This is a genomic window from Bacillus spongiae, assembly GCF_037120725.1.
Taxonomy (GTDB): domain Bacteria; phylum Bacillota; class Bacilli; order Bacillales; family Bacillaceae_K; genus Bacillus_CI; species Bacillus_CI spongiae.
The window spans coordinates 15,023-28,289 of record NZ_JBBAXC010000030.1 but is presented as its reverse complement, the minus strand read 5'-3'; the positions used below and the strand labels follow the sequence as shown (position 1 = coordinate 28,289).

General features: G+C 36.5%; 12 protein-coding genes. 6 read left to right on the top strand and 6 right to left on the bottom strand.

Annotated features, from left to right (window positions below):
* Positions 1–162: 162 nt before the first annotated feature.
* Positions 163–750: an NAD(P)H-dependent oxidoreductase gene (locus WAK64_RS21395; protein ID WP_336589023.1), complete on the bottom strand. Its 588-nt coding sequence runs from the start codon at positions 748–750 to the stop codon at positions 163–165.
* Between the two features lie 152 nt (positions 751–902).
* On the opposite strand from WAK64_RS21395, the gene WAK64_RS21390 reads away from it, so the two are divergent.
* Positions 903–1,250 (top strand): winged helix-turn-helix transcriptional regulator, encoded by a 348-nt coding sequence (locus WAK64_RS21390; RefSeq protein ID WP_419465979.1) that lies wholly within the window; start codon positions 903–905, stop codon positions 1,248–1,250.
* Positions 1,251–1,389: 139 nt separating this feature from the next.
* Here the strand turns inward: WAK64_RS21390 and WAK64_RS21385 are convergent, their stop codons facing one another.
* The 4 genes from WAK64_RS21385 to WAK64_RS21370 form a co-directional block, all read right to left on the bottom strand.
* Positions 1,390–1,686: a hypothetical protein gene (locus WAK64_RS21385; RefSeq protein WP_336589022.1), complete on the bottom strand. Its 297-nt coding sequence runs from the start codon at positions 1,684–1,686 to the stop codon at positions 1,390–1,392.
* Positions 1,687–2,069: 383 nt separating this feature from the next.
* Positions 2,070–2,507 (bottom strand): VOC family protein, encoded by a 438-nt coding sequence (locus WAK64_RS21380; RefSeq protein WP_336589021.1) that lies wholly within the window; start codon positions 2,505–2,507, stop codon positions 2,070–2,072.
* A gap of 568 nt (positions 2,508–3,075) precedes the next feature.
* Positions 3,076–4,965, bottom strand: a complete 1,890-nt coding sequence (locus tag WAK64_RS21375) for a terpene cyclase/mutase family protein (protein ID WP_336589020.1) — start codon at positions 4,963–4,965, stop codon at positions 3,076–3,078.
* A 72-nt stretch (positions 4,966–5,037) separates the two neighbouring features.
* Positions 5,038–6,372 (bottom strand): oligosaccharide flippase family protein, encoded by a 1,335-nt coding sequence (locus tag WAK64_RS21370; RefSeq protein WP_336589019.1) that lies wholly within the window; start codon positions 6,370–6,372, stop codon positions 5,038–5,040.
* 158 nt (positions 6,373–6,530) lie between these two features.
* Here WAK64_RS21370 and WAK64_RS21365 point away from each other — a divergent pair, with 158 nt between their 5' ends.
* The 4 genes from WAK64_RS21365 (at position 6,531) to WAK64_RS21350 (ending at position 8,928) form a co-directional block, all read left to right on the top strand.
* The gene (locus WAK64_RS21365; protein ID WP_336589018.1) at positions 6,531–7,370 is read left to right on the top strand and encodes a VanW family protein; all 840 of its coding nucleotides are present in this window, start codon (positions 6,531–6,533) and stop codon (positions 7,368–7,370) included.
* Positions 7,371–7,636: 266 nt separating this feature from the next.
* Positions 7,637–8,026, top strand: coding sequence for a hypothetical protein (locus WAK64_RS21360; RefSeq protein ID WP_336589017.1), 390 nt, complete (start codon positions 7,637–7,639; stop codon positions 8,024–8,026).
* Between the two features lie 173 nt (positions 8,027–8,199).
* Positions 8,200–8,409: a hypothetical protein gene (locus WAK64_RS21355; protein WP_336589016.1), complete on the top strand. Its 210-nt coding sequence runs from the start codon at positions 8,200–8,202 to the stop codon at positions 8,407–8,409.
* A gap of 150 nt (positions 8,410–8,559) precedes the next feature.
* Positions 8,560–8,928, top strand: a complete 369-nt coding sequence (locus tag WAK64_RS21350; RefSeq protein ID WP_336589015.1) for a hypothetical protein — start codon at positions 8,560–8,562, stop codon at positions 8,926–8,928.
* Between the two features lie 150 nt (positions 8,929–9,078).
* Here the strand turns inward: WAK64_RS21350 and WAK64_RS21345 are convergent, their stop codons facing one another.
* The gene (locus tag WAK64_RS21345; RefSeq protein ID WP_336589014.1) at positions 9,079–12,189 is read right to left on the bottom strand and encodes an efflux RND transporter permease subunit; all 3,111 of its coding nucleotides are present in this window, start codon (positions 12,187–12,189) and stop codon (positions 9,079–9,081) included.
* Positions 12,190–12,385: 196 nt separating this feature from the next.
* Here WAK64_RS21345 and WAK64_RS21340 point away from each other — a divergent pair, with 196 nt between their 5' ends.
* Positions 12,386–13,240 carry a TetR/AcrR family transcriptional regulator gene (locus tag WAK64_RS21340; RefSeq protein ID WP_336589013.1) on the top strand — a complete coding sequence of 285 codons (855 nt, stop codon included), beginning with the start codon at positions 12,386–12,388 and terminating at the stop codon, positions 13,238–13,240.
* Positions 13,241–13,267 lie beyond the last annotated feature (27 nt).

Below are 13,267 nucleotides of genomic sequence, written 5' to 3'. Positions count from 1 at the left end.
AAATCCCATTGGTCCTTCTAGATATTCTTTAACAATGGTTAATTTTAAATCGTCACTATATTTTGCCATACAAAAACACCCCAAAAATTAGTTTTTAACTCTAACTTTTGGGGTGCAGAACCTTTAAGCGTCTCTTTCTTAGAAATTACTAAACTAACAAGCTTAGCTAAACAGTTTCTCCATAATATCTTCAACATCGATGAGCATTTGTTTTCTCGTTGCATCGTCAACAGAAGGAACGGCACCAAAGAACTTATGTTCCAGTGTTTCAATACCGACAAAATCGAAGATACCAGTATCACTCGTTTGCTTCATTGCTCCAATCATACCTACTTCCTCATAATAACCTTCTGGATGACCAATAGTATTAAACACTACTGCTTTTTTACCAGCAAGTAGTTTCTCATAACCTCCTTGCTCATTTACAGCATAAGCAAATCCATAAGCGAATACTCGATCAATATAGCCCTTTAAGATGGCAGGTAGCCCTGTCCACCAAATTGGGTAAACAAATGTAATCACATCTGCCCATTTTACATGGTCTTGCTCAACTTTAATATCATCTGGAGTATTCCCAGCTTGAAATGCTGCAAAGTCTTGACCACTTAAGACCGGTTCAAAATTTAATGCATATAAATCTCTAACAACTACTTCATTTCCTTGTCCTTCTAATTTATTTACAACTGTTTCAAGAATAGCGTGATTAAAGCTTTGTGGGTTTGGATGAGCATAAATGACTAAGTGTTTCAAGAAAATCTCTCCTTTTTATATTATCTATTATTAAACGTTGTTGATTACAAAAAAATAGTATAATATATATGCTTATGAAACAAGTATGCACTTTTAAGATATATACTAACAAATAAGTTAGTATATAAGATGACGGAATGCTTGGAGGAGAAATGATGGGAGACTATAGAATTAATGACAAAGCTTTTAATTGTCCTGTAGACCTGACGTTACATACCATTATGGGAAAGTGGAAGGCGTTAATTTTGTGGAATTTATCTGATGGGACTAAAAGATATGGCCAATTACAAAGACTACTTCCAGAAGTATCCCACCGAATGTTAACAAAGCAACTAAGAGAGTTAGAATCAGACGGAATCATTTTGAGAAAAGTCTACCCTGTGGTTCCCCCAAAGGTGGAATATTCCTTAACTGATAGAGGAGAATCTATTAAACCTATTTTGCAATTAATGTCCGAATGGGGCAGTACCTTCAAACAGATTAATACGGATATTAATTAAATAACACTTTGATGTTGGATGAAAATAATACAATTATGAATAAGAAGAAGCCATTTTGAAATTGATCAAAATGGCTTTTTTATTCGAAATCATTTATCTACCTACTAAAAAATACAACTCATTTCCTTACCTTCTTCGTTCACATATATTTTAGAAAAGACCATACTATAATACCTACACATACAATTAAGAAGGCTACATCGCTCCATAATTGTTTTCTTTTCTTATTTATTATGCTTGAAACTAAAGAACGACATCCCCGAATAATCCAGAAAAGTAATAATGCTCTATAACCATATATGATATATGAACGATCAACTAGTACTCTATTCCCTCCTAACGGAATTTCTCTCTCTCCTGAAAGAAAGAATAGAATAGCTAGAATGATTAAACTAATTTCAATGGTCGTCAGGGCGGTGTTTACATTCTTTTTCATTTTGATCCCCTCCAAAAACAACAATCTCTAACTACACCACTATGTATTCACAATCTATTTTCACTCAACAACATCACCTCCTAATTTAAGCACTCGAGACGAATGACATTAGTTAACTACTAATCCATTTCACAAAGAAAAAGTCCAATTCATCCTCCTGAATTGCACCCTTTTACTGAATACTTAAATTCGAGAACATCCCCGCAAACTCTAAAATATAACCCTTCCATTATGTAATTCATAACGTCTAACATTCCCTTGTGGTATAACTGTGCTATCGGGTAATGGAAGTTGAATTGTTTTCATTCATTCGCGACTAATCTAGAATAAGCTACTGAAGCATTTTTTATTAATGCTATGAGCATGGGAGTATTAAATTGGAGTTAAAGTTCACGCATTGAACCTAAAACGATATTGTATCCGTCGGGGTCTTTTATACAAGTATTCTTAAACTCCCACTTGCCGTGTTTGCCCGTAAATGGTTCAACTGCAATATCTCCACCATTGCCTCTGAATTCGTCAACTAGAATATCTAATTCCTCCCAACTAACGTGAATAAATGTGTCCCATCCAAATTCAGGTCCTATCCAATCAGTTGGATAATCTGAACGTTTTTTTGATGGAGCATTTGGTCGCACATCCTCGGGGGATTTCGATTGTTGGAGAATAATCGTCATTCCATCCCTTTTTACGTGTCCCCAGTCATCAATTTTACATCCTAGTACATCACGATAGTATTCCTGCGATTTTTTTAAGTTGGAGACTAAACGCACTTGTATGGTTTGCCCCAATTCCACACTCTTTAACTGTTTTTTCATCATCCCTACTCACCCCTATTCATAAATTTATACGAGTAAAGCAAAATCAAATTTCGATAATTTTCACAACTATTCAACTCAACTCTTCAATTGTTAAAGATCCTAAAAAGAGACTGATGTGAAGTCTTAAATTGTTTAAGCGGATAGCTGTCCTGAAGAAGAAAAAGAACGGCTACTTAAAGATAACGAAATGATAAACAATAAATATCAGACTTAGTCCGTTGTTATTACCACAATATAAAGCATTACAGTTAGATAGAAATACCTACTTTACCTTCTACAGTTTAATACCATTATTTCAAATATTATCCTTTTAGACAATGTGAATTTATGATAATTTAGCCTTTTTCTTAAATAACTATATTGTCTATCTATCAGTATATAGAATTCTTTTAGGACATACCCAAAGCCTCTACGGTCGTATCTTTTTTTAATGCATCGCGATTATTTTTCAAATCGATAACTGAAACACTTATGCAGTTCCCTTTGAAAATAGAAGAATACTATTTAGATACACAAGGACAATTGCCACACTAGCAAGTTTTGTACTTGCTAGTGCGCTTTCTTCTTATCATTTTTCACTAACTGCTCTTACATAGTGACTTAATGCAATTAAAGGAAATATATATCGATAACTATGATAATGAATATAAAAACTAGCTGCCATCCCTTGGCCTTTTGGATACTCGGTCGTCCAATCCTGCTTTTCCCCTTCTTTAATAAGAAACTGAATCCCTTTTTCTATTGCAGGGCTGCTCTTTTGTTCGACAGCGAGCAGGGCATCAACGGCCCAAGCTGTATGAGTAAGGGTACTACTGTTTAATGGGATGTATTTTTTTTCAATATCACTTAAACAGGATTCTCCCCATCCTCCGTCTTTATTTTGAATACTTTTTAACCACGTCACCGCTTTTTGAATAGCTTTTTTATCGCTACGTTCTCCAACGGCAATTAGCCCTGTTAAAGCAGACCAAGTACCGTATATATAACAGATTCCCCACCTTCCATACCAAGAACCATCACGCTTCTGATTTCGATATAACCATTCCTTGCCTTGTTGAATGTTAGGGTAAGTGTTCATAAGATGAACGTAGTTCCCTAAATATTCTAATGTTCTCCCTGTTAAATCAGCCGTGGAAGGGTCTGTCAATAAAAATTCTGGTTTTTGTACTGGTAAGAGGTGCACGAACCTTTTATTAACCTTCCTTTCAAATGCTGGCCATCCCCCATCATCATTTTGCATAGAAAGAATCCATGAAACTCCACGTGACCATGATCCATGAAGTGCTGGACGTTCATAGACCATATTAACGATTGCCCGCAAGGCTGCTGTTGTATCATCAACATCTGGATTTAACGTATTAATATGTGAGAAGCCCCATCCACCTGGAACTGCTGTTTCTGCATTCACATACCAATCACCATATAAAACTTGTTGTCTCTTTACTAAATATTCATTTGCCCTAACGATCATTGAATGATGATGATTGACACCAGCTACCTGAAGAGCATGACTAATTAACGTCGTATTCCAAACATTAGCCGTGGTATATTGCATATGAGTATGTCCCTTTATGCTACATTTCATCTTTACTAATCCTTGTACAGCTTCTTGGATAGTCGAATCATTTCGTTTATAGCCTAAAGACATTAGGGCAAATATCATAAAAAACGTCGCGCTAAAATAACTTAGTAGGGTTCCATCTGGTTCAATACGTTCGAGCATATAGGTTTTCGCTTTTTCTTTTGCAATTCGGTGAAGCTCCCATGGTAATCCAATTAAAGATAAAGTCCCTTGCTTTACATTACTAGTGAAGTTCTTCCAATCGTTTGCACGGTATTCCTGCCATCCATCTCCATCTCGTTTTGAGCTCAATGAAGACAAATTTGGGCTATTTTTCGTCTTCCTTTGATACTTCGCATCTCCTAACAATAAGATTGGTACTAAATTAGCACGACCAAACACGGAAATATCAAAGAAACTAATTGGAAACGTTGGAGGCAATAGCATCAATTCGACGGGAATAGGAAAAACAGATGGCCATGAAAATTGCCCCGTTATCGCTAAGGTTATTTTTGTAAACATATCGGCTTTTTCGATGCCCCCAGCTGTTAGAATCATCTGTTTTGCCCTCACCATATTGTCTTCATTCCCAGTACGATATCGTGAATATAACAAAGCATAGTACGCTTCTATTGTTAAAGAAAGGTTCGCACCTTTTTCATCAGAAAACAATTTCCATCCACCTGTAGAATCGTCTTGCTCGCTTTCTATCCGTTCAACAAGCTCTTGAATTAATGATTCATACTTCCTCATTTTTAAAGACCGTAATAAGATGATCATATAGGCATCTGTTTTAATCCCTGTATCAAAAGGATAATCCCAAGAGCCATTCTCACACTGTTCGTCGCGTAACACTCCAATTAAGCGAGATATTTCCCTCCTTGCTGCTTCCTTCAATATTTGCCCTCCTCATCTTCATACCATTTTATACATAGTCCCTATTTAATCATTATTCAACTAAATGTTGACTTATGTTGAACGACGAAAAGGAAGCCAGATCGACCCAAATTTGAGATTTAGTTTCATTTTTAATGTATAGAGGTGAAGCATAAGAAGGAGCATTCCCCCAGTATTCATTCCAATAATGATGCCCCGCATCCCTAAATCGGTTTGAGCTCCTAGCAGGTATAAAAGTGAGTAAGAAATGACAGTTGACCATACCGTATGGTACAAAGCGTCCTTGACAAGTCCAAGACCAATTAGAAAAGCTTGTAAAGGGAGAATAAAGAAATGAATTAAAAAATAGGGCCATAATAATTGTAAATAGAGGGCTGCTTCTGAACCAGGAAAGAACATAGACGTTAGTGCTTCTCCCAAATAGTAATAAGCTAGAACAACAGGTACGCTATAGGCAAATGTCCCCCATAAAACACCTTTTAACATTTTGATAATCTTCTCCTCATTATCTTTAGCGCTAGCTTCTGATACAGCTGGAATAAGTGCGACTAATAGCGAATGAGCAATAAAAGCTGGAAAAAAGCCAATGGTCATGGCCACTCCTGTTAATAGTCCAAATTGCTCCGTTGCCTGGATTGTGCTCATGCCATAATGAATGAGGGCAGCCTTTATTAAAAATGGCTGAATGGCATGTGCGATGGCATGAAATACACGTAGAAATGTCGTTGGCAAAGAGACAGATAATAAGGCTTTGCCTATTTCCTGCTGATTCGCTTCCTTTTGATGCCCATGCCCATCAATCCTTTTCCATTGAAAAAGATAGGCATGAAGCAAATAGAAGAATACCATCATTTCCGAAGCAATAAGCACACATAATGCGACAAATAGAGCCGACTCAGAACTGAACTCATACAGGCGAAAAACAGTCACTAATAAAAATAATTGTGCACCTTTGCGTAAGAAATTTGAAAAAGCAATCTTACCCATCTTTCCAATTCCCATAAAATATCCCCGACTCAAGCTAGAAAAAGCAACAATGGGAATTAAAAGCACCATTAACCAACGAACCATTGGGTGATAGGAAGAAAAAAAAGGAAGGACGGTAAAGATAAGCCAACCAATCGTGACAAAAATACCGGTTAAGATAATCGTCCATCGCGTCGTATAGCGTAAAGTGCTCTTATGGTAAGATTTCTCACTTTCCGCAATTAATTTTGAAAGGGAAACGGGTAACTCTAAGGACGCAATAATCACAATAAAAAAGATAATCGGAAGAATGGACATATAATGCCCTAACCCTTCCTCCCCAAGTTGCCTGGCAATAATCATATTAATTAGGAATTCCAAGCACTCTCCTAAAAATGCTGCCACCGTTAAGAGAAGGATTCCTCGAAACAATTGTTTCATCCTTTCACTCCTCTTCCATTGAAGTCATATCTACAACATATGTGACAAGCTGTTCATTATATGTATTGTTTTTAGTAAAAGTGACTTTCGTCCAACTATTAAAGAAGGAGAAAAAAATTTAACCTAGAATATAAATACAATTGTAAGGAGGGATTAGAATGGAGCTATTAAAATCATTAGCTTTACAGCCGAAGAAGCGGTCACCGCTACGACTTTTCCTCGGGAAACACTACTACCGAACGAAAAGAAGAATAGAATGGATGGGGGATAAGAAAAAATACAGTCAATCTTTTTCTAAAGAGTTGTTACCTCACCAAGCTATTCAGCACCGAACGTCTTTATATAGAAAATTGAAAGATGTAGACATGTGGTATCAAGAAAATAAAGTACAGAATTTAAGCATTGCGGTAAAACAGCTAAATAAAATCGTCATCAAGCCTGGTGAAACCTTTTCCTATTGGAAGTTAATTGGAAACCCTAACAAATATAAGGGCTATGTAAATGGCATGGTCTTGTTTTATGGACGTTTTAAACCCGGGATCGGTGGGGGACTTTGTCAGCTATCCAATTTACTCTATTGGATTACATTACATACCCCTTTAACCGTTGTTGAACGACATCGCCACAGCTATGACGTATTCCCTGATTCAAATCGAACTCAACCATTTGGGAGTGGCGCAACTTGTGAATATAATTACTTAGATCTCCAAATTTCAAATAATACGAACCAAACCTTCCAACTTCATGTCTATTTGACCGATTCACATTTAGTTGGAGAATGGCGTACAGAGCACCCTTTATTATCAACGTATGAAGTATATGAAAAAGATCACCGTATGACCCATGAACATTGGGGAGGATATGTACGTCATAATACTATTTTCAGACGAGTCTATAATCGTGCAGGGAAACAAATAGACGATGAGTATATTACAGAAAACCATGCGTTAATGATGTATGAACCGTTATTAGAAGCTCACACTGTGGATAATCAGTAGTTTCTTTCAGCATTTAAGTATAGTAGCCCGACTTTCTAAAAGTCTATTACTCTTAATAATGTTTCTTTATCGGTTAGCCATTAAGCACTTCCCTACACGTTAAGTTTTCGTGTCTAAATTGTATACAGAATTCTTTCTCGCTCTGCATACACCCCCATGTCCGTCTTGTTAAATCACAGGCACCCAAGCTTAGAATTGTCTTTAAAATAGAGTATCTATTTCACAATGTTCGAGGAGGGGCGATTTACAGGAAAGGGGGAGAATGAATGAAAAAAGAGATTGTAGGTCCTTTTATTGGTTCAATGCTTGGAGTCGTTTTAATCATATTTCTCTCAGGAAATAACAATTATTTCTCGGGGATTTTAGCAGGGTTATTCGGAGCTCTATTCGGTCTAGGAATAGTGGCATTAGCGCGAAAGTGGTTTCCTAAACTTGAACAAAACAATGATCCAGAACGGAATGAACGAATCCATTTGATGATAAGGAAATTCTTGAGTCGTATGGCGATTGCAATAATTGGAGTTATAGGTTTAGTTACAATTGTTATTTATTATCTAGGATACCAAAGCATTCATATAAATTATGTGATTCTATTTCTATCAATTGTACTATTTACCGTTTTTGCAGGTGTAACGATTATAAGAATAAGATCATAATTTGGTAATTCCTCTTCTCTGTTGGGTGCTATATATGAATAGCGATACACGTGTACGCAGTGATTTTTTCCAAAAAAAAGAAAAATACATAATAGTATATATTTTACTAAAAAATGAAACTTTTGTTAGTTCTTCTCGTATGTAAAGTATAACAATTGAAAGGGGAAATGACGATGTTCGTAATATTTATCTCTCTTTTTATAATAATACTTATTATTGGAATCATCGCTTCACTAGACACAAGTAAACAAAAGCAAAAGAAGCGTTCAACCACATCCTCCGGAAGTCATTTAGGGTTATTCGATTCGGGGAATGATGGCTTCTTTGGTAGTGATAGTGGTAGTGGAGGCGATAGTGGTGGAGGTGGAGGTGGAGGAGAATAAACCATAAGCGGTTGGATGATGGAAATCTACTCATCCATCGCTTTTTTTATTGAATCTAACTTGAACAAAACAAAGGAATCGGACTTTGTGTGAAAAGCTTTAAACATTTATTGTATTAATAATAAATAATTTATTCATAGAGGGAGATTCATGAATTTTGCTACTAAGAATGTGAAAATAGGATTTATTTTAATAATGTTAATTCCACTAGGAATAATGTTTCATGACATATATTACTCACCTAATAATTCTCTAGAATTATATCAGCGCGTAAGGTTTTCCGATAATTTTGAGGAAGCTAAAGAGCTGGTACTCGATGGATATGAGGGGAATTTCTCGAATAAAGAATATAATTTAGTGAAAAATAGCTCTACAATCCCAACAAGTGTTGGCCAAGTGACAGTACTTAGATATGAGGACAAGACCATTTTAATTGAAACTTCACCAGGGACAAACAAACTACATATTCTAAATGTCGAAGTACTCCCAGAAGAATTACGCGACTTTTTTTCAGAGTGAATGAATTCATACGCTTAGAAGTGGTTCCTTTTAGTTCTATTACTTATAAATAAAAAGCACATAGAAGATAAGCTACTATGTGCTTTTTTAATATTTTTCGTGATTTCGTAAAGAAAATAAAATGAGAGGGAGGCCCCTCTCATTCAAGTATTATCTCGTTTTTGGTTTTCTTTTGAATTTGCTTAATGTTTCATACACAATTGGAACAATGATGAGCGTTAATAATGTTGAACTTGTTAATCCACCAATAACGGTTACACCTAGACCTCTGGATACAAGGCCACTTCCATCAATCCCTAGTGCTAGAGGGAATAATGCTCCAATCGTTGCAAGTGCCGTCATTAAAATCGGACGTAGGCGAGTAGCCCCTGCTTCAAGTAAGGCATCTCTTGTTGATAAACCATCATTTTCCATGTGGATAACTCGATCAATTAACACAATGGCATTTGTGACAACAATACCGATTAACATTAACGCTCCGATTAGAGCAGAAATACTAATTGTCTCTCCTGCAATCAATAAAGCAATTAAGCCACCAATAATCGTAAACGGTAATGAGAAGAGAATGGCAAATGGTGCAAGTGCTCCACCAAATGTTATAACAAGGATTAAATACACAATGGCGATTGCCGCAAGCATCGCAAGACCTAATTGGGTGAAGGATTCTTGAATATCTTCCGTTACACCACCTGAATTAACCTCAACTGTTGACGGTATCGTCAGGTCATCAACCTTCTCTTGTAATTTCTGCGAAACTTTAGCGATGTCCTTCGAAGTTACTTCTCCGCTGACTTCGACGTATAATCGTCCATCACGTCTTGTTACCGTATCACTTGTTTTCCCTTCAACTACTTCGACTACTTCATTAATCGGCACTTCAATGCCTAACGGAGACATAATCGTCTTTTCGGTTAAATCTTCTATAGATGAATACTCTTCTTTTTCCACTTCAATATACACATTAACGTCTTCACCGTCTTTTTCAACCGTAGTAAAAACAGGACGTTGTCGTTGTTGACTTAGTTCCATTCCTACTTGTGCTGCCGTTAATCCAAGCTTACTTAATTTCTGTTGATCAGCGACAAGAGTATACTCTTCATACGTATCTGAAATACTTGTATCTACTTTACGGAAATTATCATCTTCTTCCATGAGCTCTTTTATATCCGCTACAACAGGCTCAATATCTGAGAGCTTATCTCCGTAAACAAAATATTTAATCACATTACTACTACCACTGGAAGAGAAATCTTGAGAACCCCACTCTCCCAATTCGGTCATATTTTGAAGTTCAGTTATAACCTCTTCTTTTTCTTCACTAAAGTTTTCCGCCTCTTCATCGTACTCTACGAAGAATAAAGCTTGGTTCGAGCTACCAGGACTCATTGGGTTTTCTCCACCAACAGAATACTGAATCGTTTGAACATCGTTACGACCTTCAAAGAACTTTTCTGCATCTTCAGCGATTGAAACAACGTCTTCAAGTGTTTGCCCCGGAGCTGGATTATAGGTGGCAACCACCATTTTTTCTTCTTCTGACGGTAAGAAGCTCACTCCGATGAACGGCACTAAGAACAAGCTTCCGACAAGCATCGCGATAGCCATTAAAGAAGTAATAATTTTATGGTTAAGCGCCCAATTTAAAATACTCTTATACATTCCTGCAAGGCGCCCTGGCTTGTCTTCATGACTCTTTTTCACGCCTTTTTTAAATAACATATCCGCCAACATTGGCACAATCGTGACGGCCACAAGTAAGGAAGCTAATAAAGCAAATACAATCGTTAATGCGAATGGTAAGAATAGTTCACCAACCATCCCTTCCACAAGTCCAAGCGGAAGGAAAACGGCAATGGTAACAATCGTAGACGACATAATCGGAACAAACATTTCTTTCGTTGCTTCTCGAATTAAGTCTTTTCCTTTTAAAACTTCTCCTTTTAATGACATTCTGCGGTATATATTTTCAATGACAACGATTGAATCATCTACTACACGACCGATTGCAACGGTCATGGCACCAAGGGTCATCATGTTTAACGTAATATCCATTCTGTTTAAAACAAGAATCGCAATTAAGAGTGATAATGGAATCGATATCACTGAAATCAATGTTGATTTTATATCTCTTAAAAATAAGAGAATAATGATGATGGCAAAAAGTGCACCAAATAATGCCTTACTTAGCATCGTAGTAACAGATTCTTCAATTGGCTCACCTTGGTCAAATGTAGAAATGACCTCTACACCACTCGTGTCTTCAGCAAATTTATCCAACTCTGCTTTTACTAAATTTACGACATCTACTGTATTTGCATCAGCTGCTTTTACAATTTGAACACCGATGGATTCTTTTCCATTTGTTTTTGAAATGGATTCGGCTTTTCCAACTAGCTCAATATCAGCTATATCCTCTAGAGCGACTGTAGGAATTTCGATCACTGGTGGGGTGGTCGGTGTCCCTGATGCTTCTCCTTGTGATACATCTGTTTGCCCACTCGGCGCGCCAGCTCCTGAGCCTAGGACAGGAATTTGAATAGTTTTTAAATCTTCTAGAGTCGTAATGTTTCCATCGACAACAACAGATTTCTCTGTATTATCAAACGCGTATAACCCTAAAGGAAAGGCAACGTCAGCACCTTGAATGATGCCTCGAACGGTTTCCTCTTCTAGACCTAATTCAGCCATTTTCTCTTGATTAAACACGAGTTGTACTTCTTCAATTTGTTGACCTGAAATTTCTACAGAAGCAACACCGTCTAACCCTTGGAGAACTGGAATAAGGTCCTCCTCTACATTCGTCGTCAACTCAGCTAAGGATACGTCTTCATTTGAAACGCTAACTGATAGGACAGGAAATGCATTAAAGCTTAGTCTCGATACATCAGGTGCATTGACCCCTTCTGGTAAATCTAGATCTGAGAGTGCTTCTTCCACTTCCTCTACCGCTTCATCCATATTTTTACTAAATTTATATTCTACTTGAATGACAGAAGCGTTTTGAAAAGAAGAGGAACTAACAACGTTCACTCCACTTAAATTCTGAATGTTTTTTTCAATCGGCTCTGATATTTTATCCGCGACCTCTTCTGGAGTTGCACCAGGATATACAGTTGAAACTGTAATAAGTGGCGTATTAATATCAGGTAAAGTTTCCAGTTTCATATTGAAACCAGAGTATAATCCTGCTACTGTAATAATGATGGTAATTAACCATACAGCAAACTTATTTTTCAAATTAAAATTTATTAATCGATTCAATTTAGACTCTTCCTCCCTTTGCCATTGACCGTCCGGTCACAATATATCCTTATCATACTGACCGACAAGTCAATAGTCAACTAATAAATTGTGAATTATTTGTTAACCTCTTTACATAAAATGACCAAGCGGTCATAATAAAAACATAATAATAGTACCACTCTCACTATTAGGTACAATGAAAAGAGGCAGAACAATGACAGAAAAAGAATTGTTAATCATTGAGACGGCCATGAAACTATTTGCAAACAAAGGATTTAGTAACACATCCATTCAAGAAATTGCAAAAGAAAGTGGCATCTCAAAGGGCGCTTTCTATTTACATTTCAAGTCAAAAGATTCCCTTTTTCTTGGAATTCTACAATACCATACGAAGCAAATTAAGCAGAAAGTATTAAGTATTGAAGTTCAGCCACTCCCACCAAGAGAGAAATTTATTAAACAATTTCAAGTTCAAATAGAAGAAATAGAACAACATAAAGCCTTTATTATTATGCAATTACGAGAAAAAGCAGTGCCTTTTTCTGAAGAAATTCAAACTTATTTGATGAATATGCGTTATGAACAACATGTTTTTTATCAACAATTAATTACTTCTATATATGGAGAGAAGGTTGAAAAGTATTTAGTAGACTTGAGCTTTATGTTACGAGGTATTTTCGAAACGTATATGGAATATATGATTTTTGAAAAAGAATCCCTTCATCCAGAACAAGTAGCAGTTTATCTACTAAGCAGACTTGATGACCTCGTAGCTGGGATTATTCAGTCAAATGAGGAACCTCTTTTTCGGACTGAATCTATCTGTACTTTTACTTCAACCCCAACGACAAGGGAAGACATTCTTCTTTATTTAGAAACGCTTCAACAACAGTTCACAACAGAAGAAGCCGTTGAAGTACAAGATACAGTCCAAGTTTTAATCGAAGAGTTAAATAGGGAGGCACCACGTGCAGTCGTTTTGAAGGGAATGCTCACGTATTTACCGGATATTAAATGGAAGAAAATTCACATGTTAATCCAACAATACTTAAAAAGTTATTCTAAATAAAAACAGAAAGCCTCAAGGTAATTCCTT